The sequence below is a fragment of the Janthinobacterium sp. ROICE36 genome (assembly GCF_002869965.1).
Lineage (GTDB): Bacteria > Pseudomonadota > Gammaproteobacteria > Burkholderiales > Burkholderiaceae_D > Janthinobacterium.
On record NZ_PEBS01000030.1, the window covers coordinates 31,275 to 55,582 of the forward strand.

The 24,308-nt window shown below is 62.5% G+C and carries 22 protein-coding genes and 1 pseudogene; 8 read left to right on the forward strand and 15 right to left on the reverse strand.

Features of this window, described 5'->3' with window-relative positions; all coding sequences use genetic code 11:
- Window positions 1–22 precede the first annotated feature (22 nt).
- A complete protein-coding gene (locus CSZ94_RS13895) occupies window positions 23–1,618 on the forward strand; it encodes an ATP-binding protein (protein ID WP_102122068.1) in 1,596 nt (531 codons plus the stop codon).
- Window positions 1,605–2,216, forward strand: a complete 612-nt coding sequence (locus CSZ94_RS13900) for a response regulator transcription factor (RefSeq protein WP_102122042.1) — start codon at window positions 1,605–1,607, stop codon at window positions 2,214–2,216. Before CSZ94_RS13895 ends, CSZ94_RS13900 begins: the two co-directional genes overlap by 14 nt.
- Before the next feature lie 13 nt (window positions 2,217–2,229).
- Here CSZ94_RS13900 and CSZ94_RS13905 read toward each other — a convergent pair whose 3' ends face one another.
- The 4 genes and pseudogenes from CSZ94_RS13905 to CSZ94_RS13920 form a co-directional block, all read right to left on the reverse strand.
- Entirely contained in the window at window positions 2,230–3,330 is a 1,101-nt protein-coding gene (locus tag CSZ94_RS13905; protein WP_102122043.1) for a glycosyltransferase family 9 protein, read from the reverse strand.
- A 35-nt stretch (window positions 3,331–3,365) separates the two neighbouring features.
- Window positions 3,366–5,099 (reverse strand): lipid A export permease/ATP-binding protein MsbA, encoded by a 1,734-nt coding sequence (msbA, locus tag CSZ94_RS13910; RefSeq protein ID WP_102122044.1) that lies wholly within the window; start codon window positions 5,097–5,099, stop codon window positions 3,366–3,368.
- A gap of 51 nt (window positions 5,100–5,150) precedes the next feature.
- Window positions 5,151–6,524: an O-antigen ligase family protein gene (locus CSZ94_RS13915; protein ID WP_258000973.1), complete on the reverse strand. Its 1,374-nt coding sequence runs from the start codon at window positions 6,522–6,524 to the stop codon at window positions 5,151–5,153.
- A gap of 96 nt (window positions 6,525–6,620) precedes the next feature.
- Window positions 6,621–7,859 (reverse strand): annotated as a pseudogene (locus CSZ94_RS13920) (malic enzyme-like NAD(P)-binding protein); the annotation flags it as partial.
- A 207-nt stretch (window positions 7,860–8,066) separates the two neighbouring features.
- Between CSZ94_RS13920 and CSZ94_RS13925 the strand changes: the two are divergent.
- Window positions 8,067–9,092 carry a LacI family DNA-binding transcriptional regulator gene (locus CSZ94_RS13925; protein ID WP_102122047.1) on the forward strand — a complete coding sequence of 342 codons (1,026 nt, stop codon included), beginning with the start codon at window positions 8,067–8,069 and terminating at the stop codon, window positions 9,090–9,092.
- A gap of 1 nt (window position 9,093) precedes the next feature.
- The gene (locus CSZ94_RS13930; protein WP_258000974.1) at window positions 9,094–9,699 is read left to right on the forward strand and encodes a hypothetical protein; all 606 of its coding nucleotides are present in this window, start codon (window positions 9,094–9,096) and stop codon (window positions 9,697–9,699) included.
- Here the strand turns inward: CSZ94_RS13930 and CSZ94_RS13935 are convergent.
- The 11 genes from CSZ94_RS13935 to CSZ94_RS13985 all read right to left on the reverse strand — a co-directional run bounded on the left by CSZ94_RS13935 (window position 9,675) and on the right by CSZ94_RS13985 (window position 19,149).
- Window positions 9,675–10,298 (reverse strand): LysE family translocator, encoded by a 624-nt coding sequence (locus CSZ94_RS13935; protein WP_102122049.1) that lies wholly within the window; start codon window positions 10,296–10,298, stop codon window positions 9,675–9,677. The genes CSZ94_RS13930 and CSZ94_RS13935 overlap by 25 nt on opposite strands.
- A gap of 79 nt (window positions 10,299–10,377) precedes the next feature.
- On the reverse strand, window positions 10,378–11,166 hold the full coding sequence (locus tag CSZ94_RS13940; RefSeq protein WP_102122050.1) for an AraC family transcriptional regulator: 789 nt from the start codon (window positions 11,164–11,166) through the stop codon (window positions 10,378–10,380).
- 2 nt (window positions 11,167–11,168) lie between these two features.
- Entirely contained in the window at window positions 11,169–12,632 is a 1,464-nt protein-coding gene (gene rng / locus CSZ94_RS13945) for a ribonuclease G (RefSeq protein WP_102122051.1), read from the reverse strand.
- Window positions 12,633–12,675: 43 nt separating this feature from the next.
- Entirely contained in the window at window positions 12,676–13,296 is a 621-nt protein-coding gene (locus tag CSZ94_RS13950; protein ID WP_102122052.1) for a Maf family protein, read from the reverse strand.
- A 7-nt stretch (window positions 13,297–13,303) separates the two neighbouring features.
- Window positions 13,304–13,774: a 23S rRNA (pseudouridine(1915)-N(3))-methyltransferase RlmH gene (gene rlmH / locus CSZ94_RS13955; RefSeq protein WP_102122053.1), complete on the reverse strand. Its 471-nt coding sequence runs from the start codon at window positions 13,772–13,774 to the stop codon at window positions 13,304–13,306.
- 6 nt (window positions 13,775–13,780) lie between these two features.
- A complete protein-coding gene (gene rsfS / locus CSZ94_RS13960) occupies window positions 13,781–14,467 on the reverse strand; it encodes a ribosome silencing factor (protein WP_102122054.1) in 687 nt (228 codons plus the stop codon).
- Window positions 14,468–15,139 (reverse strand): nicotinate (nicotinamide) nucleotide adenylyltransferase, encoded by a 672-nt coding sequence (gene nadD, locus CSZ94_RS13965; protein ID WP_102122055.1) that lies wholly within the window; start codon window positions 15,137–15,139, stop codon window positions 14,468–14,470.
- Window positions 15,136–16,050 (reverse strand): oxygen-dependent coproporphyrinogen oxidase, encoded by a 915-nt coding sequence (gene hemF, locus CSZ94_RS13970; RefSeq protein WP_102122056.1) that lies wholly within the window; start codon window positions 16,048–16,050, stop codon window positions 15,136–15,138. The genes nadD and hemF overlap by 4 nt, the downstream gene beginning before the upstream one ends.
- 103 nt (window positions 16,051–16,153) lie before the next feature.
- A complete protein-coding gene (locus CSZ94_RS13975; protein WP_102122057.1) occupies window positions 16,154–16,948 on the reverse strand; it encodes a hypothetical protein in 795 nt (264 codons plus the stop codon).
- A 133-nt stretch (window positions 16,949–17,081) separates the two neighbouring features.
- On the reverse strand, window positions 17,082–18,350 hold the full coding sequence (gene purD, locus CSZ94_RS13980; RefSeq protein WP_102122058.1) for a phosphoribosylamine--glycine ligase: 1,269 nt from the start codon (window positions 18,348–18,350) through the stop codon (window positions 17,082–17,084).
- A 73-nt stretch (window positions 18,351–18,423) separates the two neighbouring features.
- The gene (locus tag CSZ94_RS13985; RefSeq protein ID WP_102122059.1) at window positions 18,424–19,149 is read right to left on the reverse strand and encodes a YebC/PmpR family DNA-binding transcriptional regulator; all 726 of its coding nucleotides are present in this window, start codon (window positions 19,147–19,149) and stop codon (window positions 18,424–18,426) included.
- Between the two features lie 156 nt (window positions 19,150–19,305).
- Between CSZ94_RS13985 and CSZ94_RS13990 the strand changes: the two genes are divergently transcribed.
- From CSZ94_RS13990 to CSZ94_RS14005, 4 genes are all read left to right on the forward strand, one after another.
- Window positions 19,306–21,777: an alkaline phosphatase D family protein gene (locus CSZ94_RS13990; protein ID WP_102122060.1), complete on the forward strand. Its 2,472-nt coding sequence runs from the start codon at window positions 19,306–19,308 to the stop codon at window positions 21,775–21,777.
- A gap of 73 nt (window positions 21,778–21,850) precedes the next feature.
- Entirely contained in the window at window positions 21,851–22,771 is a 921-nt protein-coding gene (locus CSZ94_RS13995) for a DMT family transporter (protein WP_102122061.1), read from the forward strand.
- Window positions 22,772–22,800: 29 nt separating this feature from the next.
- Window positions 22,801–23,190 (forward strand): methylglyoxal synthase, encoded by a 390-nt coding sequence (locus tag CSZ94_RS14000; RefSeq protein ID WP_102122069.1) that lies wholly within the window; start codon window positions 22,801–22,803, stop codon window positions 23,188–23,190.
- A 93-nt stretch (window positions 23,191–23,283) separates the two neighbouring features.
- Complete coding sequence (locus tag CSZ94_RS14005) at window positions 23,284–24,213, forward strand: quinone oxidoreductase family protein (RefSeq protein WP_258000975.1); 930 nt, start codon at window positions 23,284–23,286, stop codon at window positions 24,211–24,213.
- The last annotated feature ends 95 nt before the right edge of the window (window positions 24,214–24,308 follow it).

Here is a 24,308-nt window from a genome sequence, read left to right on the forward strand (position 1 = left end):
AGAACAGTCAAAAAACACCGTTATGCACCCATTCCTGTCCCGCTACCTGCCGTATCCCGCCTTTGTCGGCCTGTATTTGCTGTTTGACTGGGCGACCTATATCAACCCGATGTACGGGTTGAACATCACCCCCTGGAATCCCGATCCCGCGCTGGGCCTGGTGTTTTGGCTGATCCACGGCCGCAAGGCGGCGCTGCCGTGGTTTATCGCCTTGCTGGCAGGTGAGGTGCTGGTGCGCGGCATGCCGGCAGGTCTGCCCCTGACCTTGCTCTGTTCGGCCTGGCTGGTGCTCGGCTATGGAGGTATCGGCGCAGTCTTGCGCCGCAATTTCAGCAGCAGCGATATCTTCGATAACCGGCGCCGCCTGGGTACCTGGGTCGCCGTGGTGCTGTCGGGCACCATTCTCAATGCGCTCGGCTATATTTCTTTGCTATCGCTGACGGGGCGCATCCCTGCCGGCGAATGGGGGACGGCAGTATGGCGTTTCGGCATCGGCGATACAGTAGGCATGCTGGTGTCGATGCCGCTGATCTGGGTGCTGTTCAGCGAGCGCGGGCGGGAGCGCCTGCATGCTGCCGTCTGGCGCTGGGAAACCCTGGCGTATCTGGCCCTGGCCAGCTTCGTGCTGTGGAGCCTCTTCGGCTCTATCGTGCGATCCGAATACAAGCATTTCTATTTCCTGTTTCTCCCCGTGATCTGGGCCGCCTCGCGCCAGGGCTTGCATGGCGCCGTGCTGGCCGTGTTTGTATTGCAACTTTGCATCATTACCCTGGTGAAATGGACGCATGCGGTCGATATCCAGTTTTATGAATTGCAACTACTCGATGCCGTGCTGGCGCTGGTGGGATTTTTTATCGGCATCGTCGTCGATGAAATGCGCCAGGTGGCCGACGAACTGAAGCACACGATGCGCCTGGCGGCCGCCGGCGAGATGGCGGCCGCGCTTGCCCATGAGCTGAACCAGCCGCTGACAGCCTTGTCGACGTATGGCAAGGCGTGTGAATACTTGCTGGAGCGGGGCGAGACTGGCGCCTTGCTGCAGGGCGCAGTGGGACATATGATCGTCGAATCGGGACGCGCCGCAGACGTGGTGCGCCGCCTGCGCGACTTTTTCCGCACGGGTGCGATGCAGCTCGAAGCGGTGGAGGCGAGCGCCTTGATCGAGGGCATGGCGCGCCAGTTCACGCCGCTGTTCCATGAACATGGCATCGAGCTGGTGCTGGCGCCGCCGTCGCCGCTGGCCGTCAACGCCGATCGCCTGCAGATCGAGCTGGTGCTGCGTAACTTGCTGGCCAATGCGCAGGATGCGGTGATGGGCCAGCGGCGCGGCCAGCGCCGCATCACGGTGTCGGTCGAGCGGCTCGAAGGCGGGCGGCTGCGCCTGTCCGTGGAAGATAGCGGCCCCGGTATTTCCAATAGCCTGGCGGCACGCCTGTTCGAACCGTTTGTCTCGACCAAGGCCAGCGGCCTGGGGCTGGGACTCGTACTCAGCCGCAGCATCGTCGAAGCGCATGGCGGCCAGCTCTGGGCCGAAGTGGGTAAGCATGGTATTTTTCGTTTTATCCTGCCCCTGGCGCGCGCCAGTGCGGCCGCTACAGGAGAGCATGGTGACAAGTAATTTGACGGTGTTTATCGTGGACGACGATCCCGCCGTGCGCGATGCGCTGGGTTTGCTGTTGGGCATACGCGGCTACCGCACTGCCCTGTTTTCCTGCGGCGAGGATTTCCTGCACAGCTGGCGGCCCGAGTGGGCCGGCTGTCTGTTGATCGATATCCGCATGTCGGGCATGGATGGCCTGAGCCTGCAGCGCCGCTTGCTGGAACTCGAGTGCATGTTGCCCGTCATCATTATCACGGGGCACGGCGATGTCGCCCTGGCACGCCAGGCATTCAAGGCACAGGCCAGCGATTTCCTGGAAAAACCATTTGATCACGACAAGTTGTTGGCAGCCATCGATGAAGCGTTCTCGCGCGAGGCGCATGCGCGCGGCCAATTGCAGCGGCAAGCGGCGGGGCTAGCCTTGCTGCGCGCCTTGACGCCGCGCGAGCGGGAAGTGATGCACCTGGTGGTGACGGGTCAGCACAACCGCGATATCGCACCGCTGCTGGGTATTTCCGTGCGCACGGTGGAAGTGCACAAGGCGCGCCTGATGGACAAGCTGGGCGTCGATAATGTGGCCGACCTGGTGCGCATCAGCATGCTGGGCACCGGCTAACCGTTAAAGAGCTCTAGGCGATGGTTTTCAATACCTGATCGACTGAAATCGCCTTGACCCAGTCGCTGCGCCGCGCCACCGTGATGACGGTGCTGTTGGCGCTGTCGAAGGGGGCCCATTCGGGATTTTTCTTGCGCATCAATGCCACCACGGGCACATGCACGGCGTTCGCCAGATGCATGATCGACGTTTCCACCGAAATAATCAGCTCGCATTGCGACAGCATGGCCGGCAGCTGGAAAAAGTTGTCGATGGCACTGAAGGCTTGCGTGCGCGGCAAGTTGTGCGCCTGCACGACGGCATCCACCTTGGCCAGTTCCTGCGGCATGGCATTGATCAGGAAGCAGGCGTTGCGCCATTCGGGCATCGTTTGCATGCGTGCGATCAGCTCGGCAATGCGCTCCAGCGGCCAGCTGCGCTTGTGCGATTTGGCAAATGGATTCAGGAGTACGAGCGGACCCTGGCGCGGGGCAAAGTCCAAGGCGCTCAGCTGTTCCTGTGCCTGTTGCAACGCCAGTGCGGGAATGTGCACGAAGGGATAGCGTTCTGCCACGGGAATGTCGAGCCCCGTCAATTGATGGAACCAGTCCGCATACACGCTGCTGATATGGTGCTCGCCGGCATCCTGACCCGCATACGAGGCCAGGACGGCATCGATCTTGCGGTAGGCCAGGTAATGCCAGGGGCGCAAGGGGCTGAATGGCTTGCGCGTGCCGATCACCAGCCCGTGCGGACTGATCGCGCGGGCAAGGTCCGCATATTGCTGCGGCCGTACGTGGGCCAATGACACGACGACAGGATAGTGTTCCGCTTTGGCTTCGCGCAGTGACTCTTCGTACAGCGCCGGGCTGTAGGTCTTGCGATACACCTTGGAGAACAGGCCCGACTGTTCGACCCAGTCGTACAGTGAATAGGTGCGCAAGCCTTCCCATTGCCTGGCGTCGGACGTGCGCCGCACTTCATCGACCCACAAGTGGATCTGCATATGGGGATAGGCCGCGGCAAAGGCGCGGAAACCGTTTTGCAGGTAGGTAAAGTCTCCCAGCGCCAGATGGGCGATGAAAAGAATTTTGTCCGACTTTTGTAGAAGTTCGGCGGGAATCAAAGGCGTCATGTATCAGTACGATTTCAGGTATTCATTCGATGGTGTCAAAGCACTTGCTGGGAAAATTGCAGGCGATGCAGATTGGCATACGCGCCGTTGGCATCCAATAATTGCTGGTGAGTGCCGGTTTCCATTATTTTCCCATGTGACAATACCACGATACGGTCCGCACGTTCAATTGTTGATAGCCGATGAGCAATAACCAATGTAGTTTTACCTTGCATCAGGTGCTCCAGTGCCGCTTGTACGGCCCGTTCCGCCTCCGTATCCAGTGCCGACGTGGCTTCATCGAGGATCAGGATGGGCGCATCCTTGTAGATCGCGCGGGCGATGGCCACGCGTTGGCGCTGGCCGCCGGACAGGCGCGAGCCGTTGTCGCCCAGGCGCGTTTCCAGGCCGTCGGGCAAGCCGTCGATCACGTCAGACAGGAAGGCGGCGGCGGCCGCCGCTTCGACGCGCTGCCGGTCAGGGGCTGCATCGCCATACGCAATATTGGCGGCCAGGGTATCGTCGAACAGCACCACCTGCTGGCTGACCATGGCGATCTGGCTGCGCAGGCTGGTGAGGGCGATGGCATCGATATTCTGCCCATCGAGCAAGATTTCACCACTGCTGGCAGAGTAAAAGCCGGGTAGCAGACTGACCAGGGTCGATTTGCCGCCGCCGGACATGCCGACAAAGGCGACCGTCTGTCCTGGCGCGATGCTTAGATCGATGTGTCGCAGGGCTGCTTCCTGATGCCCAGGGTAGGCAAAGCTCACGTCCTTGAATTCGATGCGGCCTTTGCTGCGGGCAGCGAGCGGCTGGCCGCCCGTGCGTTCCGGTGTCTTGTCGATCAGCTGGAAGACTTCCTCGGCGGCGGCCATGCCGCGCTGCAGGGGGCCGTTGACTTCGGCTAGTTGCTTCAAGGGCGTCAGCAGCATCAGCATGGCCGTGATGAAGGAAACAAAACCACCGACCGTGATCTGGCCCTGCTCCGACTGGAACAGGGCCATCACGATGACCAGGGCCACGGCGGCGGCCGTGATCACCTGCGTGATGGGCACGGTGGCGGAAAAGGTGGTGGTCATGCGCATGCTGTAGCGGCGCAATTGTTCGGCGCGCTCTTCGAAGCGGGCCTTTTCGTAGTCCTGGCCACCGAAGATCTTGATCACTTGCTGCGCGCGCGTGGTTTCCTCGATGACCTGGGTCAGCTCGGCATTCACGGCCAGCGAGTCGCGGTTGAGTTTTTTCAGGCGCTTGCCCGTGGTACGCACGACGATGGTCAGCACGGGCAGCAGCACCAGGGTCACCAGGGTCAGTGCCCAGTTCAGGTACAGCAGCCACGCCAGCAGGCCCAGCACCGTCAGCGAGGAGCGCACGATCGAGGTAAACACCTTGGTCACCATTTCAATGATCTGCTGCACTTCGAACATGATGGAATTGATGACTTTGCCCACCGTGTGCGTGTTGTAGAAGTCGATGGGCAAGTTGAGCATGCTGGCAAACATCCTGCGCCGCAACTCGTTAAGGATGCGCGTGGAGACATAGCTCATCAGGTAGCTGCTGGCAAATGTCGAGGTGCCGCGTATGGCAAAGATGCCGATGACGATCAGCGGCACCAGCCAGAAGGAAAAACTCACCTTGCCGCCAAAGCCATTGTCGAGCAGTAACTTGAGCGCATACGGCAACAGTGGTTCCGTGGCTGCCGTGACGACCATCGCCAGCAAGGCCAGGGCCAGGTGTTTCTTATAGGGCGCGTGCAGCGCGGTGAGGCGCTTCAGGTCGGGCGTGAGCATCGGTATGGTTCCTTGCAGGGGACAGCAAAAACGGTCAGGCGGAAAACGAGCTCAGGCAATGCGTTCTTGCTGGCGCAGCATGGACCACAATATCACCATCGGGAAAACCAGCATGATGATGCCGATATTGAGAGTAAGCGAATTCGTCGTCAAGCCGAATGTGATATAGCAGGAAAGCAGGATGACACCGGCCAGCGCGTAGGGTTGTGCCGTTTGTCCATGTCCAGCCTCCCGCAGGGACTGGCTGAACAAGCGCAGTGGGAGGAAAAACAGCACCAGCAATGCTAACAGGCCCAGCATGCCGCGCTTGACTAGCGAATCGATATAGTCGTTGTGCGCATTCGTGAAATCGCGCGCCACGGCATTCATCTTGCCTTCGGCTGCCAGCTCTTGCTTTTGCGCCAGATAGCCATTGCGGCCTATGCCCAGCAACAGGTTTTCGTCCGACATGCGCAGTGCGGAACGCCACATTTCCACGCGTTGGCCAACGGAAGAGTATATGTTGCCGGAATCGTTGAAACTGTTGAGCTCGTTGATGGCGGCGACGCTGCGCTCCCGCACCGGTGAGTTGGGGAGGGCATACACCAGGGCTCCCAATACAACAAAGGCGGCTGCGACACTGAAAAGATAACGCTTGCCGTGTTTTTTAGCCTGATGCAGGGCGATGATGCAAACACAGATCGGCAATGCCAGCCAGCCGCCACGGCTACCGCTGATGATCGAACCTGCCACTCCCGCGACGCAGCCGCACAGCATCAGCACTGTCCACAGGCGCTGGCGCGATTGAGCGCGTGCCCACGCGACGCCGCACAGCGAGAGCATGCCCAGCAGCATGCTCACATTGCCATAATGGATGGCGTTGCTCGTGGCCGCTTGGGGGCGGCCCATATCACTGGCAAAGAATTGCCAAAAAGCCAGTGCGGCACCGCTGATGGCGCCAATCGCAACACCGCTCCACCATGCCTCAGGCCGCGGCGGATACGCGAGCAGCAGCAGCAGCACGGGCGCGGCCAGCAGTGCACGCAGCGGAATGTCGAGTTCGCGCGCTGGATCGGCGTGATAAAGCATGTTGGCAGTAAAAATGAAGAAGTACAGCAACAGAGTGCCGAGCAGCAGATAATCCCGGCGTTGCAGGTTCAGGCGGGGGCGTTTCCATAGTAACCAACTGCTGGCCAGCAGGAGAACCAGTGCACCAAGGGAATATCCGCTGGTGACAGCCAGCGCCAATGCCAAAAAAAGAAAAACAGAAACAGAAGTCAGGCCGAGCATGAAAATCCTTGGTAACGCACGTCGTCGCCATTCTGGCAACTGTAGCAACATAAAGTAGGCGTCATTGTAATCGAAGGCTGCGGCAAAAACGCCCCTGGAAATTTTCGATTTGATAACTATATGGGCGGTCTCAGGGGGGGGGATGAAAAAAACCATGGTTTTTAGCCATGGTTTTTTTGTAAGCAATGGTAACTTGCTGTTATTTTGCTAATTCAGCAAGGCCTGTCATGCGACTCAGGCGATGACTGGCACGCGGGTGGCCACGCCGGTGGCGATGGCCGCTTGCGACACGGCAGGCGCGACCCAGCTGCGCAGACGCTCGTCGAACGGCGACGGTATCAGTTGCAGCGGCGTCAGCGCGCTGCTCTCATGACCCGGTAACGGCTCCTTGGCCAGCGCGGCGATGGCGCGCACGCAGGCCAGCTTCATTTCTTCGTTGATGGTGGTGGCACCCACGTCGAGCGCGCCACGGAAGATGTACGGGAAGCACAGCACGTTGTTGATCTGGTTAGGGTAGTCCGAGCGGCCCGTGGCCACAATGGCGTCGTCGCGCACGGCATGGACTTTTTCCGGGGCGATTTCCGGATGCGGGTTGGCCAGGGCGAAGATCAGCGGCTTGGCGGCCATCGATTCGACCATCTGCGCGCTGACCACGCCACCCTTCGAGACGCCGATGAAGATGTCGGCACCGACCATGGCGTCGGCCAGGTCGCGGTCGCTCGTGTCGTTCGCGTAGCGCGCCTTGTTCTCTTCCATGCTGGCATCGCGGCCCGGGTAGATCACGCCCTGGCTGTCGCATACCTTCAGCAGCGACTTGTTCAGGCCCAGCGAGACGAGCAGGTCCAGGCAGGCGATCGAGGCCGCGCCGGCGCCCGAGACGGCCACTTTCACGTTGCCGATGTCCTTGCCCACCAGTTCCAGGCCGTTCAGGATGCCGGCCGCGACGATGATGGCCGTGCCGTGCTGATCGTCGTGGAAGACGGGAATGTTCATGCGCTTGCGCAATTGCTGCTCGATATAGAAGCAGTCGGGCGCCTTGATGTCTTCCAGGTTGATGCCGCCGAAGGTCGGCTCCATGCGCACCACGGTGTCGATGAACAGGTCGGGATCGTTCTCGGCCAGTTCGATGTCGAACACGTCGACGTCGGCAAATTGCTTGAACAGGCAAGCTTTGCCTTCCATCACCGGTTTGCTGGCCAGCGGGCCGATATCGCCCAGGCCCAGCACGGCTGTGCCATTCGTGATCACGGCTACCAGGTTGCTGCGCGAGGTGTAGATGCCGGCCGTGCGCGGCTCTTCCACGATGGCTTCGCAGGCGAAGGCCACGCCCGGCGAGTACGCCAGGGTCAGGGCGCGGGCATCGCCCAGCGGTTTGGTTGGCGTGACGGAAATCTTGCCTGCGCGGGGTTCGGCGTGATAGGCGAGGGCGGCTTCTTTCAGGTTGAAGGTTTCGCCATTCTGGTCGGCGTGCTTGCTGTGGGAAGTAGACATAAGAATTCTGGGAAGGGCATACAGGGCCCGAGTGGTCAATCCGGGCCATGTTATGCAAGCGTTTGCACGCTGTCAAGGCTCGTTTGATGCGAAGTCCATCAAAACCGCTTTGGACAATGGCATTATTTCATTGCAAGCGTTTGCTCGGTTTTTGACGGAAAGAGGAATTTTTACGATAAAATCACTGTATTGCGATCCGGGAAGCCCATGACAAACAAGAACCCCACCTTAAGCGACGTTGCACGGGCCAGCGGTGTGCACTTTTCCACCGTCTCGCGCGTGATGAATCCGGAAACGCGGCAAATGGTCAGCGCCGAGGTGGCCGCGCGCGTGCTGGCCGAAGCGGGCCGGCTCGGCTATCGGCCCAACCGCGCCGCCTCCACCCTCGTCACGCGCAAGTCGCGCATCATCGGCGTGGTCTTGCCCGACATCACCAACGCTGTGTTTCCACCGATACTGCTGGGTATCGAAGAAGGCTTGCGCAAACATGGCTACCTGGCCATCGTCGCCAACGTGGGCGCCGACGAGGAAGAGCAGTTGTTCGTCATCAATCGTCTGCTGGGGCAGCAAGTCGATGGCCTGATCCTGGCCACGGCACGGCGCAACGATCCCGTCATCAAGATGTGCATCGGCCAGAATGTGCCCGTCGTCACCGTCAACCGCAGCGACGAGACGGGCGTCGCTTCCTGCGTCGTCAGCGACGACGTGGTCGGCATGCGCCTCGCCGTCGAGCACTTGCTGGCACTGGGGCACCGCCATATCGCGCACATTGCGGGACCGGAAAACCTCTCCACGGGCCACGTGCGCCGCCTCGGTTTCCTGGCCGCCATCCAGGCCAGCGAACTCGATCCCTCGCAAGCCTTCGTCTTTGAAAGCAGCGGCTATTCGCGCGAATGCGGCAAGGCCGCCCTGCTGGCGCTGCTGCACCAGTCGCCGCAGACGACGGCCGTGGTGACGGGCAGCGACCTGGTGGCCCTCGGCTGCTACGACGCCATCCGCGAACTGGGCTTGAGCTGCCCCGAGGATATCTCCGTGGTGGGCCACAACGACATGCCGTACATGGACATGATCCGTCCGCCCCTGACCACCATCCGCATCCGCCACCATGGCATCGGCACGGAAGCGGCGCGGCTGATCCTGCAAACCATAGCCTCGCCCGATTCCGCAGTGCTCGACGTGCGCCTGAAACCCGAGCTGGTGGTGCGCGAATCGACGGCGGCGCCCAGAGTTTGAGGTGGCGGCAGAGCCGCAAGGTGGTACACTGGCGGCCCTCCTCGATTTCCTTGCCCTCATCGCCATGACCAAAACCACCACGCCTTCCCCGAAACGCCGCGAAGAGGGCGTTGCCAAGCTGACCGTCAATCCTTTCCTCGATGCCGAGTTTTACGCGCGCATGCGCGATTACACGGAGCGCGATGCGGCCATCATCAAGGAATTGAAAGCGATCGCCGAGATCCGTGCCGGCAACAAGCAGCCCGATCCCCGCCTGGCGCCGTCGCTGGCCGCCCTGCGCAACACCGTCAAGAAGGGCTTGAGCTTCGGCGACATGCTCGACCGCATGGCCGCAGGCAAGGAAAAAGGCCTGTGGGAGCCCTGGATGACGACATTCGGCATTGAAATTCGCGCCGTCAGCTATGCGCCTACTGGCCCGCGCAACGCCTGCCTGGTGCTGGACCTGGCCGCGAATGCGCCCGCGCACGCGGTGTTCGCCAAGGCTGGCATCCAGAACTGGCGCAGCCTGGCGGCCGATGACTGCTCCGTCGTGCGCTCGGAAAAGGCGACGGAAACGTCGCCCCTGAAAGTGTATGCCGTGTTTTACCTGGACCCGTTGCCAGCCTGAAGCAGCAGCACCATCGCCAGCACGATCAGCATCACGCCCGACAGCCGTTCCAGCGACGGCAGTGCGCGCGCAAAGCGCTGCCGCAGGGCGGTGCTGCCGATGGCCAGCGCCACCGCCATATCCCACGCCAGCACGGCAACGACCATCCATGCGCCATACGCTGCCATCACAGCGGGACTCGTCTGCCTGCCTGCCAGCACGGTGGCCAGGCTGACATAGAACAGCGCATTCTTCGGATTCAGGATGGCGGAGACAAACCCCATCACGATACCGCCGCGCCAGCGCGCCTTGCCAGTGGCGGGCTTTGCATCCAGGCGGCTCTTGCCCGCATGGCGCAAGAACAAGCAGCCCAGGTACAGCAGATAGGCGCATCCCGCCAGCCGCACCACCATGAATGCTGTACTGCCCGCTTGCAGCACCGATAGTCCGCCAAACGCCGCCACGATAAACACCGCATTGGCCACGGTAATGCCCACGCACGTGCCGGCGGCGCCGCGCCAGCCGTGGGCCAGCGAGGTGCGCGCGATCAGGAAAAAATCGGGGCCGGGCGACAGTAGGGAAAGAAAATGGGCGGCGGCGATGAAGAGGAAATCGTGCATGGAGTTCGGCTCCGGTAATGGCGATGCGCGAGTATGCAGGGGCCGGCGAGAGCCTGTATTGAAGAAAATTGCAGGCGCTTCAGCTGTCCTGGCCGCGATAGCGCCCCGGCGTGATGCCCGCATGCGCCTTGAAGACGCGCTGCAGATGGCTCTGGTCGGCAAAGCCCAGCTCATGCGCCAGCTGCGCCAACGCCGTCCCTGCCTGCAAGCCGCTGCGCGCGCGGTTGACGTGCGCGTTCAACTGGAACGCATGCGGCGTCATGCCCGTGGTGGCGCGAAAGGCGCGGATCAATTGATAAGGGCTCAGGCCTGCCGCCTCTGCCAGTTGCCGCAGGCTGGCCGAAGGCTGCGCCTGCAGCGCTTCGAGCACTGGCGCCAACTGCTGCGGCAGCGGCTTGCGTTCCGACGGCAGCAGATCCGCACGGGCGCCGGTGCAAGCGCCCAGGAACGCCAGCAGCGCCGCATCCTTCTCCGCCGCGCTGGCCGTTGAAAACAGCAGCGCATTCATGGCGCAAAACTGCGCGTACAGCGGCGAGCAATGCAACACCGCCGCCGTGTCGCCATCGAGCGCCGGCGCGTGCGCTTGCAGCCACTGCGCATCGAGATGCAGCATCTGGTAGCTCCAGGGGGTGCCAGGCAGGGGATTGCAGGCGTGCACGCAGCCGGCCGGCACCAGCACCAGGCTGCCAATGCCGAGTGCGACCTTGCCGTCTTTGCTGCCCGTAAAGATGCTGCCGCCCGCATCGACGGCGCCGATGGAAAACGTGGGATGGCTGTCGGGCTTGTAGCACGCCCGGCTGTGGCAGGCGCGCCGGCTCTCCACGTGGGGCAGAAACGGGTCGCGCCAGAAGGCGGTGGTGCCCGGCATGGCTACATCAAAATCACGTCGTATTGCTCCTGGTGGTAGGCGTTCTCCACCTGCAGCGAAATTTTCTTGCCAATGAAATCACCGAGCATGGCCAGGTGCTGCGACTCTTCTTCAAGGAACAGATCCACGACTTCCTGCGAGGCGAGGATGCGAAATTCGCGCGGGTTGAATTGTTTTGCCTCGCGCAGCAGTTCGCGCAGGATTTCATAGCAGATCGTGCGCGAGGTCTTGACTTGACCCTTGCCGGCGCAGGCGAGGCACGGTTCGCACAGGATGTGAGCCAGCGACTCGCGCGTGCGCTTGCGCGTCATTTCCACCAGGCCCAGCGGCGAGAAATTGCTCACCCACACCTTGGTACGGTCGCGCGACAAGGTGCGTTTCAGCTCGGCCAGCACGGCGTTGCGGTGCTCGGCGTTGTCCATGTCGATGAAGTCGAGGATGATGATGCCGCCCAGGTTGCGCAGGCGCAGCTGGCGCGCGATGGCGTGCGCCGCTTCCAGGTTGGTCTTGAAGATGGTGTCGGCAAAATTGCGTCCGCCCACAAAGCCGCCCGTATTGACGTCGATGGTGGTCATCGCTTCCGTCTGGTCGACGATCAAGTAGCCGCCCGATTTCAGGTCGACTCTGCGGCCCAGCGCGCGCAGGATTTCTTCTTCCACGCCGTACAGGTCGAACAGGGGGCGCTCGCCCGTGTAGTGCTGCAGGCGCGTCAGTTCGCTGGGTGTGTAGATTTCCGCGAATTCGCGCAATTTCACATAGTTTTCGCGCGAGTCGACCTGGATGGTGGCCGTTTCATCGCCGACGAAGTCGCGCAGCACGCGCTGCGCCAGGCTCAAGTCCTGGTGCAGCAGGCTGGTGGCGGGACGCGTGCGCGCGCCGTGCGTGATGGTGCTCCAGGTCTTGCGCAGGTAGTCGACGTCCGCCTTCAGGTCCGCGTCGGAGGCGTCTTCGGCCATGGTGCGCACGATGTAACCACCCTTTTCATCGGGCGGCAGCAGGCTTTGCAGGCGCACGCGCAGCTGTTCGCGCTCTGCCTCCTTTTCGATTTTCTGCGAAATGCCGATGTGCTTGTCTTGCGGCAGGTAGACCAGCATGCGCCCGGCGATGGAAATCTGCGTCGACAGGCGCGCACCCTTGGTGCCGATCGGGTCCTTGATCACCTGCACCGTCAGCACCTGGCCGTCGAACAGGATTTTTTCGATCGGTGCCGGTGTCGCGTTCTGGCCATCGTGGCCGCGCGCTTCCCAGATGTCGGCCACGTGCAGAAAGGCGGCACGCTCCAGGCCGATGTCGATGAAGGCCGACTGCATACCTGGCAACACCCGCACCACCTTGCCGGAATACACATTGCCGGCCAGGCCGCGCGTGAGCGTGCGCTCGATGTGCAATTCCTGCACGGCGCCCTGCAAGATGAGGGCGACGCGCGTTTCTTGCGGCGTGATATTGATCAGGATGTCTTCGTTCATGGAGGCGCGGTAGTGGAGGCAACGAATGACATCATACCCGGGATCAGGGCAGGGGCAAACCTGCTAGCCTTAGCAACTGTGCAGTTTCGTACAGGGGCAGGCCCATGATGCCGGAATGGCTGCCTTCGATATGCTCGACGAACAGCGCGGCGCTGCCCTGGATGCCGTAGCCGCCGGCCTTGTCGTACGGCTCCGGCGTGGCGCAATACGCAGCGATGGCGGCGGGCGTCAGTACGCCGAAGCGCACTTGCGACACCTGCGTGCGTTGCTCGGCGAAGTTCTTGTAGTGTACGGCGATCGAGGTGAGTACCTGGTGTGTGCGGCCAGACAGCTGCTGCAGCATGGCCACGGCCTCAAGGCGGTCGGCCGGTTTGCCGAGGATGATGCCATCGATGGTGACGGTAGTGTCGGCCGCCAGCACGGGGCGCGGGGTCAGGTGGCGGCGGCGAACTAGGTCCCAGGCAAAGGCGGCTTTTTCATTCGACACGCGGGCGACATAGTCGAGCGCCGACTCGCCGGGGAGGACTTCCTCGGTGACGTCGGCGCCGCGCGGGCCGTCGCTGCGCAGCAGCAGCAATTCGAAATCGATGCCGATCTGACGCAGCAGCTCGCGCCGGCGCGGGCTTTTGGAAGCAAGGTAGATCTTGTGATCAGCCGTTTTCATGGGGAATTCAGACGCGGTGGTAGGGGTGGTTTTGCGTGATCGACCAGGCACGGTACAACTGCTCGGCGAGGATAACACGCACCACGCCGTGCGGCAGGGTCATGCTGGAAATGCGCAGCATGCCTTCGGTACGCGCCTTGAGTTGCGGATCGAGGCCGTCGGCGCCGCCGATCAAAAAGGCGGTGTCGCGGCCATCCTGCTGCCACGCCATCAATTGCTGCGACAGGCCTGCGCTGGTCAGGTCCTTGCCGCGTTCGTCGAGGGCGATGATGCGCACGCCCTTGGGCAGGACGGCTTCGATGCGTTCGCGTTCCAGCGCCATCGCCGTAGCGGCGGTCTTGCTGCCGGAACGCTCCACCGGCTTGATTTCTTTCAGCACGATGCGCAATTCCGGTGGCATGCGCTTCGCGTATTCCGCGAAGCCCGTCTCTATCCAGGCCGGCATTTTATGGCCGACCGCAGCGATGATGAGCTGCATCGAGGCTTACGCTTCGACTTTTTTGATACGCTTGATCACGGTTTTTGCCGGTGCAGCATCGGCTGCCGGTTTGGCCGCGCGCGGGGTGCGCACTTTTTTCTCTGGCAGCGCTTTCAGGGCTTTCACGGCAGCTGCTTCGGTCTTGGTCGGTGCGATTTTCACGGTTTTGCCGACAGCTTTCGAGGCGGCTTTTTTCGCCGGGGCTTTCTTCGCAGCGGTGGCTGCCGTGGCTTTCTTCGCCGGTGCTTTCTTTTCGATCACGGGCGAAACTTCAACCTTGGCCTTGCTGGCCGCCAGATGGCCGCTGATTTTCTTCGGCTCGTCGTCGCTGACTTTTTTCGGCGCGCGCTTGGCGGCACCGAGCTTGATCGGGGTGTCGCCCCAGATTTCTTCCAGGCGGTAGTAGGCGCGGATAGGCGCTTGCATGATGTGGACGATCATGTCGCCCAGATCGACCAGTACCCATTCACCCGTTTCCTCGCCTTCCATGCCGATGATTTGGCCGCCGGCGTCCTTGACCTTGTCGCGCACCGAGGCGGCCAGCGCCTTGGTTTGACGGTTCGAGGTACCGGAGACGATCGCGATGCGGTCGAACAGGCTGGTCAGGTGACTCGTTTCGAAGACGGCGATGTCTTGGCCTTTGACGTCTTCAAGGGCGTCAACGACGAGGGTTTGCAGTTTTTTGATGTCCATTTAGCTTTTGTATAAATTATGTTGTTCAATATAGTCTAGCACTAGCGGGGAAACAAGCGAGTTTGCCCAATTCCCCCGTTGTAATGCCGCACGTATTTCGGTGGCGGAGATATCCACCGCGAAGTCCTGTGCCAGATAAGTCAGACCGTGCGGCGTGTTGCGGATGCTTTCCAGAGACCCCAGGCGGCGCGAAAATTCGTCGGCGACCACTTGCGGTACTGCTGTGTCATTCAGCGCGAAGCCGGGGCGGGCCGCGACGCAGATATGCGCGTATTCAAATAATTGCAGCCATTCGCGCCATGTCGAGAGGCGCTGCAACTGGTCGGCACCCATCAGGAAAACGATGGAAGCGCGCGGTCCCAGTTCTGCGCGTACCTGGCGCAAGGTATCGATGGTGTAGCTGGCCTGGCCATGTTCGCTGCGCTCGATTTCCTGGCGGTCGATCATCACGGGCAGGGGCAGGCCGGCAAACGCCAGACTGGCCATTTCGGCGCGCTGCTGCCCGGTGGCGCCCAGATTGCCCTTTTGCCAGGGCGCGCCTGCCGGAATCACGCGCAGCTCATCGGCGTGCAGCAAGCTGGAGAAATGCGTGCCCAGCGCGACATGCCCCGTATGTACCGGATCGTAGCTGCCGCCCAGCAGCGTCACGCATGCCGTGCTACCTTCGCTCACGCTTGCAGCCAGTCGCGATGCACGAGGAAGTCAGTATACAACGCCGCTTCGGGGCTGCCCGCTTCCGGGTGCCAGTCGTAGCGCCACTTGACCACGGGCGGCATCGACATCAGGATCGCCTCGGTGCGCCCGCCCGACTGCAGGCCGAACAGGGTGCCACGGTCGAACACCAGGTTGAACTCGACATAACGTCCGCGCCGGTAGCACTGGAAATCGCGTTCGCGTTCGCCGTAGGGTGTGTCCTTGCGGCGCGCCAGGATCGGCACATAGGCGTCGATGAAGGCGTCGCCGGCGCTGCGCAGCATGGCGAAGCTGTCGTCAAAGCCCAGGGCACTGAAGTCGTCGAAGAAAATCCCGCCCGCGCCGCGCGCTTCGCGCCGGTGCTTCAGGTAGAAATAATCGTCGCACCACTGCTTGAACTTCGGATGCAGTTCGGCGCCAAACGGCGCCAGCGCATCATGGCACACCTGGTGAAAGTGCTTGACGTCGCCCGCGTCGCCATAATATGGCGTCAAATCCATGCCGCCGCCGAACCACCATACAGGTTCGCCATTGGCATTGACGGTGCTGAAAAAACGCACATTCATGTGCACCGTGGGCGCATACGGGTTGCGCGGATGCAGCACCAGTGACACGCCCATCGCTTCCCACGCCTTGCCACCGAGTTCAGGGCGCGCGGCTGCGGCCGATGGCGGCAGTGCAGTGCCGGTGACGTGCGAAAAATTCACGCCGCCACGCTCGAACACATTGCCCTCCTCGATCAGCCGCGAAATGCCGCCACCGCCCTCGGGGCGTTGCCAGGCATCGGTCAGGAAAGGCTTGCCGTCCTGCGCTTCGAGCGCCTGCACGATACGGCTTTGCACATCGAGCAAATAAGCCTTGACGGCCGAAGGAGAGGGAGTTGACGACATCGCGTGGGCCGACGAGGCCGAAATAAAAAAGTAAGGACGGATTGTACCCTGTTACGCGTTTTTGTGATAGGGCGGCGCTGGCGCTGTGCGTTTGTGTTGTGATTCAGCGCGCCGGCGGCGCGGCGTCGTCCTGCACTACGGTGATTGACAGGTCCGGCCCGGCGCCGGGCAGGCGCGCACTCTCCACGGCCTGCACGGCGCGCTGCTGCAGGTCGCGCCGCTCGACGCCCTGCTCAGCGACGGGGGCTGCGGCGGGAGCGGACATCTGCCTGGAGACGATGGCGCGGGCCGCAAAGGCCAGTACCAGCAGTAGCAGCGCGGCCATCACCCACGTTGCCGGACGCGCATAGGCGGGGCGCTCCCGGCGTGCCTGGCGCGCGGCGCCGTCGACGATGATGCGGGCCAGCTCCGAGCCGTGCTGGCGCGTGCGCAGTAGTTCGAATTGCTGCGCCGACAAGGTGCCTTGCCTGAGCATCTCGCGCAGGGCGGCAATCGGCGAGGCGAGCAGGCGGTCGGCGGGCAAGCTGGCGTGGGCGGCGTCGCGCTGCCACTGGTCGATCACATCCTCGTCGTACAGGGTGTCGATGGCCAGGCGGTTGACCTGGCGCAGCGCGTCCGCGGCCAGTTGCTGGCGTTCGAGCAGGTCCGCGCCGCCATGCTGGCGCGGCAGGTCCTGTATGCGCTGCAGGAAGTCGTCCTGTGGCAGCAGGTCAGTGCGCAGCAGCCATGCCAGCGCCTCGGCGGCACTCGCGTCGGCCGCCAGTCGTGGCATGTCGATGTCGTCTTCCTCGTCCAGGGCGAGGATATCCAGTTCGTCGATGGCGTCGTCGAGTTCATTGTCCGTGATCAGGCGCAGTTGGCGCAGTTCGGCGAGTGCAGGATGGGGGTGACTGGTCATGGGCTGCAGCTTTGTCTGAAAGGCAAAATCTTAGCGCAAACGCCATTTTCCCGGCGCGCCTATGCAAACGGGGCCGGGGCGGATGCATTCCGCGCCGGCCCCGCCGTTTGCCGCCAAGGGGCGTGCTTAGTGCTTAGTGCTTCAGGCCGCGCCAGCCGATGTCGCGGCGGTATTGCGCGCCGTCGAAATGGATTTTTTCCACGCTTTCATACGCCTGCTTCTGCGCCATCTTGATGCTGTCGCCCAGGCCCACCACGCACAGCACGCGGCCGCCGTTGGTGACCAGGCGCTCGCCTTCGATGCGGGTGCCCGCATGGAAGGTGACGGAGTCGACCGTTTCGGCCGGGATGTCGCCGATCGGCGTACCCTTGACGGGATCGTCCGGGTAGCCGGCGGCAGCCATCACGACGCCGACGGCCGTGCGGCGGTCCCATTCCAGCTCCACTGCGTCGAGCGTGCCGTTGACCGCGTGTTCCATGACGGTGACCAGGTCGGTTTTCAGGCGCGTCATGATGGGTTGCGTTTCCGGGTCACCCATGCGGCAGTTGAATTCCAGGGTCTTCGGCGTGCCCTTGTCGTCGATCATCAGGCCGGCGTACAGGAAGCCCGTAAACGTGATGCCGTCCTTGGCCATGCCCTGGATGGTTGGATTGATGATTTCGCGCATGACGCGCGCATGCATGGCCGGCGTGACGATGGGTGCCGGCGAATACGCGCCCATGCCGCCCGTGTTCGGGCCCTGGTCGTGGTCCTTCAGGCGCTTGTGGTCCTGGCTGGTAGCCAGCGGCAGGATGTTCTTGCCGTCGCACATGACGATGAAGCTCGCTTCTTCGCCGGCGAGGAATTCCTCGATGACGATGCGCGCGCCGGCGTCGCCGAACTGGTTATCGGCAAGCATCATGTCGACCGCCAGATGCGCTTCTTCCAGGGTCATGGCAACGACCACGCCCTTGCCGGCGGCCAGGCCGTCGGCTTTGATGACGATGGGCGCGCCCATGGCATCGATGTAGGCATGCGCGGGCGCGACGTCGGAAAACGTCTGGTAAGCAGCAGTCGGAATGCCGTGGCGCTGCATGAAGGCCTTGGCGAAGTCCTTCGACGATTCCAGCTGCGCCGCCTCTTTCGTCGGGCCGAAAATTTTCAGGCCGCGCGAGCGGAACAGGTTGACGATGCCCGCTGCCAGCGGCACTTCCGGACCGACCACCGTCAGGCCGATGTGTTCCTGCTGAACGAAGTCGGCCAGCAATTGCGGGTCGCTGATGTCGAGATTGACCAGGCGCGCATCGCGCGCGGTGCCGCCATTGCCCGGCGCGACATACACCATCTGTATGCGTTCGGACTGGGCCAGTTTCCAGGCCAGGGCGTGTTCGCGGCCGCCAGAGCCGACTACCAGAATTTTCATAGGGACCGTTCGTTCAGTGTGGGTTGCAGGGCGGCGGTGCCGCCCTTGAGTGCAGAGTGATTAATTCTCTAGATTAATTCTCTATTAACGCGTTAGTGAAGACTTCCTGGACGTCGTCCAGCAGCTCCAGCGCATCGATCAGCTTTTGCATCTTGATGGCGTCGTCGCCCGCGTACACGGTTTCCGTCGCCGGCTTCATGATGACTTCGGCCACTTCGGCCTTGAAGCCGGCCGCTTCCAGCGCTTCCTTGACGGTGGCGAAATCGTGCACGGGGGTCAGCACTTCGAAGCCGCCTTCCTCGTCGGCGATGACGTCTTCGGCGCCCGCTTCCAGGGCCGCTTCCATCAGCTTGTCTTCATCGGTGCCCGGCGCGAACAGCAATTGGCCGCAATGCTGGAACATGAAGGCGACGGAGCCTTCGTTGCCCATGTTGCCGCCATTCTTGTTGAAGGCGTTGCGCACTTCGGCCACCGTGCGCACCTTGTTGTCGGTCATGCATTCGACGATGACGGCCGCGCCGCCCACGCCGTAGCCTTCGTAGCGCACTTCTTCGTAGTTGGCGCCATCGACGCCGCCGCTGCCGCGGTTGATCGCGCGCTGGACGTTGTCTTTCGGCATGTTCGCGTCAGCCGCCTTGTCGACCGCCAGGCGCAGGCGCGGATTGGTGATGGCGTCGGCGCCGCCCATGCGGGCCGCGACCGTGATTTCCTTGATCAGGCGCGTCCAGATTTTGCCGCGCTTGGCATCGGTGGCAGCCTTTTTATGCTTGATATTGGCCCATTTGCTATGTCCTGCCATGTCGAATCTTCCTTAGACGAGGTGTTCAATTGTGGCCGACATTTTAGCATATCGGCCCCCGGCCAAGCGGCATGGCCCCGTCATCAGGATGACACAAACTGTTGCTAAAGTGACGCGCTTTCACCATATCGAGGGCACGACATCATGGCAAGTCAAATGGATAGACGGCAATTTCTGAAATTGGGCAGTTTTATAACTGTCTCTGTCGCCACTGTCGGCCTCGCCGCCTGCGGCAGCACCGATTACAGCGATCCTGGCGTGCCCCTGGCGTCGGGCAGCGACTGGAAATTCCCGCAAAGCGTGGCCTCGGGCGATCCGCGCGCCGACAGCGCCATGCTGTGGACACGCGTCGTGCCCGCCAGTTTTGACGCCGTCGCCCCCGCCGTGGCCGGCAAGTCGGACGTGGCCGTGCGCCTGATCGTCAACGTGGCGGACAATACGTCCGCCCTGGGCAGCAACACGGCCCTGGCCGGCACCCCCATCGTCGACGCCAAGTTGCCCTTGAAGGCCGATTTCGACAATACGCTGCGCCACAAGGTGACGGGCTTGCAGCCGGGCCAGGTGTATTTTTACCAATTCATCGCCGGCGACGTGCGCTCGAACGTGGGCCGCTTCAAGACGGCGCCCGCCGCCACGGCCGACGTGTCGCAGTTGCAGTTCGCCTACCTGACGTGCCAGGACTGGAGCATCAACCACTGGGGCGCGCTGTCGCACATCGCCGCCAACGAGGCGCTCGACTTCATCGTTCACCTGGGCGACTACATCTATGAAACGGTGGGCGAGGCCTTCCAGAGCGGCGCCGTGGAAAGCCGCCACGACCGCTTGATTCTGCCGGACGGCACGTACAAGAGCGGCAACGCCGGCGCCAAGTACGCGACCACGCTGGCCGACTACCGCTACCTGTACAAGAAATACCGCACCGATACGCGCCTGCAGGCCGTGCACGAGCGCTTCGCCTTCATCGCCATCTGGGACGATCACGAATTCACGGACGACGCTTGGCAGGATGCCTCCACCTATGAAGGCATCGTGGCGACGGACGGTAGCGATTTGCACCAGCCGGCGCGCCGGCGCAGCGCCAACCAGGCCTGGTTCGAATACATGCCGGCCGACGTTACCTTCGATGCCGCCGCGACGACGTTCCAGAACATCCAGATTTACCGCGATTTCCAGTTCGGCAAACTGATGCAACTGGTGATGACGGACGAGCGCCTGTACCGCGCCGACCACGCGATTGCCGAGGCTACCATCAATCCCGCCACGGGCAAGCCGCTGGGCAGCATCGGCAGCCGCTACCTGGTGCCGCAAGCGCTGTTCGACAGCGTGGAAGGGCAGAAAATGGCCGCCGCCACGAAAGCCGGCGCCGACCCGCTGGCCGCCGTGGGCATGCTGGGCACGACCCAGCGCGACTGGTGGAAGGGCAAGATGAAGGCGGCCACGTCCACCTGGAAGCTGTGGGGCAATGAAGTATCCCTGTTGCGCATGGGCCTCAATGGCACGGATGCGATAGCCACACTGCTGGCCCTGAGCGCCATGTCGAACCTGGGCCAGGCCATCGCCAACACCCTGCCTTTGGTCGGTGGCAGCGTGCCGCTGGCCTGCGCCATCGTGGCCGCCTCGACGACGGGCGCGTCATCGACCGTGGCGCAAACGGCGGCCATGGCAATTGCCGGCGCCGCAGCGAACGCCGGCGCGCAGGGCGCCGCAGCCGTGGGCGCCGGCTTGAGCGCGGCCCAGGCCGGCATCACGTTGGCCGCCTACAACAGCGCTTCGCCGGCCGCCGCCGCGCAAATGATCGCCTTTGGCTGGATCAAGCCCGACGTGCAAGCCAAGGGCGCCGCATCGGGCTTTGTCGCCGCTTCGGGACAGCAAGCGGCACTGACGCCATTCTTCACGCGCTTCCTGCTCAATTGCGACCAGTGGGATGGCTACAACAGAGAGCGCAAGAATCTGATGGCGCACCTGAAGACGAATGCCATCGGCAACGTGGTGGCGCTGACCGGCGATATCCATTCCTTCTTTGCCGGCACCGTCAGCGATGACTTCGATGCGGCCGGCGGCGGCACGCCCGTCATGGTGGACCTGGTGTCGGCCGGCATCAGCTCGGATTCCTTCTTCAGCTACCTGAAGTCGGCCGCCGGCGCCATGGGCGACATTGGCACCCTCGTCAGCTATCCGCTGGCCATTCCCGTCACGGGCCTGGGCATGGTCAACCTGGACATCAACTTGCTCGACTACACCATGGGCAAGGCCGCGCCCACCCTCGACAGCCTGCTGGAGCAATTGCGCGTGCAGTTGCGCGGCGCGCTGGCCGCCAAGGGTGTGCCGGAAGCGCAACTGGATACGACAGTCGCTGGCGTGCAGGCTGGCTTGAAAGCGAGCACTGATTTCAGCGCGACCCTGCTGGGCCTGGCGCAGCAATTGTCCGGCCTGGGCAACAATCCGTGGATCAAGCATCTGAACACGGATGCCCAGGGCTACACGGTGGTCACCTTGACCCCGGGCAAGCTGGTGGCGCAGTTCAAGCAAGTAAATAAACTGATCGGCACGGCAGCACCAAGCAACGTGATTGCGCGGGTGACGACGGCCACGGTGGCGGCCGGCACGGTGGCGGTGGTGGTGGCGTAAATGTAAGTCCAAAGTAAGGGCCGGGGTCAGACCCGTCGGGTCTGATCCCCAACTTTTGCCTTACAATCTGGGCATGAGCTCCAGTTCCCCGCAAGCGTCCCCTGCATCGATTCCCCGTTCCGTCTACCTCGGTGGCCTGGCCATCGCCGTGGGCGGGGCGGTGCTGTTTTCCACCAAGGCCATCGTCGCCAAGCTGCTGTACCGCTACCAGATCGATGCCGTCACCCTGATCGCCTTCAGGATGATTTTCTCGCTGCCCGTGTTCGCCGTCATCGCCTGGTGGCAGATGCGCACGGAGCCACCGTTGTCGACCAGCGACCGCTGGCGCCTGGTCGGGCTGGGTCTCGTCGGCTACTACCTGTCCAGCTATCTGGACTTCCTGGGGCTGCAATATATTTCCGTGGGACTGGAACGCCTGATTCTGTTTCTCACGCCCACTTTCGTGCTGCTGATCACCACCGTGTATTTCAAGCAGACCATCAGCCGCTTGCAGTGGCTGGCCTTGCTCACCTCGTATTGCGGCATCGTGCTGGTGTTCGTGCACGACTTGCAGGGCGGCGCCAGCAATGTGGCGCTCGGTTCGACCCTGGTGCTGGGCTCGGCCTGTTCGTATGCCGTGTATCTGCTGGGCTCGGGCGAACTGGTGAAACGCATCGGCTCGATGCGGCTCGTTTCCTACGCGATGTGCGTGGCCAGCTTTGCCTGCATTGCCCAGTTTTTCATTTTGCGCCCCGTCGAACTGCTGATACAGCCCATGCCCGTGTATGGTTTGTCTTTATTGAATGGCATCTTTTGCACGGTGATGCCCGTCTTCATGACGATGATCGCCGTCGAACGCATCGGCGCGCCCGTCGCTTCGCAAGCGGGCATGATCGGCCCTGTGTCTACCCTGTTCCTGGGCGCAATGATTCTCGATGAACCGATCACCAACTGGCAACTGGCTGGCACCAGCCTGGTATTGGCCGGTATTTACTTGCTGTCGAAAAAGAAATAATTCCTCCACCCACTGAATTGGTCTTCACCATGAAAACACGCATCGCCCTGATTGCCCACGATAAGAAAAAAGATGACATGATTACCCTGGCGGGCGAATACCTGGACTTTCTCAAGGGCTGCGAACTGTCGGCCACGGGTACCACGGGCGGCCGCCTGATCAACGAGCTGGGCTTGCAAGTGGAGCGCAAGCATTCCGGCCCGTTCGGTGGCGACTTGCAGATCGGCTCCCTGCTGGTGGAAGGCTTGATCGATTGCGTGATTTTCCTGCGCGACCCGATGACGCCGCAGCCGCACGAGCCGGACATCAACGCCCTGGTGCGCGCCTGCGACGTGCACAACGTGGCGTGCGCGACGAATCTGTCGTCGGCGCACCTGGTGCTGTCGCAGCTGCAGGCGCTGGCCCGTGCGGCTGCCTGACGTTTCCCCCGATTCTTCTTCAAGGAGCATATTGTGAGCGCAACGATTACCACCAAAGCCATCCGCGTACAGCGCGTGGGCGGCCCGGAAGTGATGGAATATGTGGATGTGGAGCTGCCACCGCCCGGCCCCGGCGAGGCGCGTGTGAAACACGAGGCGATCGGCCTCAATTTCATCGATGTGTATTTCCGCACGGGGCTGTATCCGCAGCCGCTGCCAAATGGCCTCGGTGTCGAGGGCGCGGGCATCGTCGAGGCGGTGGGCGAGGGTGTCACGGAAGTCAAGGTGGGCGACCGCGTGGCCTACGCGGCGCGCATCAATGGCGCGTATGCGCAGCAGCGCAACTTGCCGGCGGCCCTGCTGCTGGCGCTGCCCGAGCGCATCGGTTTCGATACGGCCGCCGCCATGATGCTGCAAGGCTTGACGGTGCAATACCTGTTCCACCGCACGGTGGCCCTGAAGGCGGGCGATACCATCCTGTTTCACGCGGCGGCGGGCGGCGTGGGCCTGATCGCCTGCCAGTGGGCCAAGGTGCTGGGCGTAAACCTGATTGGCACGGCCGGCTCCGATGAAAAGGTCGCGCTGGCCAAGGCGCACGGCGCGGCCCACGTGATCAACTACAACACGGAAAACTTCGTCGAGCGCGTGCGCGAGATCACGGGCGGCAAGGGCGTTTCCGTGGTCTACGATTCCATTGGCAAGGATACATTTACGGGCTCGCTCGACTGCCTGGCGCCGCTGGGCATGATGGTCAGTTTCGGCAATGCCTCCGGCCCCGTGCCGGCGTTTACCCTGTCCGAGCTGGCCTCGCGCGGTTCGCTCTTCATCACGCGTCCGGCCCTGTTCAGCTATGCCTCAAACCGCGCCAACCTGGAAGAGATGGCGGCCTCGCTGTTCGGCGTCGTCAGCAGCGGCGAAGTCAAAATCGAGATCAACCAGCGCTACGGCCTTGCCCATGTCGCCCAGGCGCATGCGGACCTGGAAGGGCGCAAGACTAGCGGCTCGACCATCATCGTGCCATGAGCGGCAGCGATGACGGCACGCCGAAGTTCGGCCGCCTGCTGATTGTGTTGGTATTGGCAGTGGCCCTGATCGGCGTGCTCACTTTTGCCGCCGAG

What these genes read in the sequence shown, in the direction of transcription:
- CSZ94_RS13925 (WP_102122047.1), top strand. Translation starts at nt 8,067, where the DNA reads ATGACAAACAAGAACCCCACCTTAAGCGACGTTGCACGGGCCAGCGGT.
- CSZ94_RS13940 (WP_102122050.1), bottom strand. Translation starts at nt 11,166, where the DNA reads ATGCCGGGCACCACCGCCTTCTGGCGCGACCCGTTTCTGCCCCACGTG.
- CSZ94_RS13905 (WP_102122043.1), bottom strand. Translation starts at nt 3,330, where the DNA reads ATGACGCCTTTGATTCCCGCCGAACTTCTACAAAAGTCGGACAAAATT.
- CSZ94_RS13900 (WP_102122042.1), top strand. Translation starts at nt 1,605, where the DNA reads ATGGTGACAAGTAATTTGACGGTGTTTATCGTGGACGACGATCCCGCC.
- hemF (WP_102122056.1), bottom strand. Translation starts at nt 16,050, where the DNA reads ATGTCGTCAACTCCCTCTCCTTCGGCCGTCAAGGCTTATTTGCTCGAT.
- CSZ94_RS13985 (WP_102122059.1), bottom strand. Translation starts at nt 19,149, where the DNA reads ATGGCAGGACATAGCAAATGGGCCAATATCAAGCATAAAAAGGCTGCC.
- CSZ94_RS13990 (WP_102122060.1), top strand. Translation starts at nt 19,306, where the DNA reads ATGGATAGACGGCAATTTCTGAAATTGGGCAGTTTTATAACTGTCTCT.
- msbA (WP_102122044.1), bottom strand. Translation starts at nt 5,099, where the DNA reads ATGCTCACGCCCGACCTGAAGCGCCTCACCGCGCTGCACGCGCCCTAT.
- rlmH (WP_102122053.1), bottom strand. Translation starts at nt 13,774, where the DNA reads ATGCAGCTCATCATCGCTGCGGTCGGCCATAAAATGCCGGCCTGGATA.
- CSZ94_RS13915 (WP_258000973.1), bottom strand. Translation starts at nt 6,524, where the DNA reads ATGGTTTTTTTCATCCCCCCCCCTGAGACCGCCCATATAGTTATCAAA.
- CSZ94_RS13935 (WP_102122049.1), bottom strand. Translation starts at nt 10,298, where the DNA reads ATGCACGATTTCCTCTTCATCGCCGCCGCCCATTTTCTTTCCCTACTG.
- rsfS (WP_102122054.1), bottom strand. Translation starts at nt 14,467, where the DNA reads ATGGACATCAAAAAACTGCAAACCCTCGTCGTTGACGCCCTTGAAGAC.
- purD (WP_102122058.1), bottom strand. Translation starts at nt 18,350, where the DNA reads ATGAAAATTCTGGTAGTCGGCTCTGGCGGCCGCGAACACGCCCTGGCC.
- CSZ94_RS13995 (WP_102122061.1), top strand. Translation starts at nt 21,851, where the DNA reads ATGAGCTCCAGTTCCCCGCAAGCGTCCCCTGCATCGATTCCCCGTTCC.
- CSZ94_RS14005 (WP_258000975.1), top strand. Translation starts at nt 23,284, where the DNA reads ATGGAATATGTGGATGTGGAGCTGCCACCGCCCGGCCCCGGCGAGGCG.
- CSZ94_RS14000 (WP_102122069.1), top strand. Translation starts at nt 22,801, where the DNA reads ATGAAAACACGCATCGCCCTGATTGCCCACGATAAGAAAAAAGATGAC.
- CSZ94_RS13895 (WP_102122068.1), top strand. Translation starts at nt 23, where the DNA reads ATGCACCCATTCCTGTCCCGCTACCTGCCGTATCCCGCCTTTGTCGGC.
- CSZ94_RS13950 (WP_102122052.1), bottom strand. Translation starts at nt 13,296, where the DNA reads ATGAAAACGGCTGATCACAAGATCTACCTTGCTTCCAAAAGCCCGCGC.
- CSZ94_RS13975 (WP_102122057.1), bottom strand. Translation starts at nt 16,948, where the DNA reads ATGACCAGTCACCCCCATCCTGCACTCGCCGAACTGCGCCAACTGCGC.
- rng (WP_102122051.1), bottom strand. Translation starts at nt 12,632, where the DNA reads ATGAACGAAGACATCCTGATCAATATCACGCCGCAAGAAACGCGCGTC.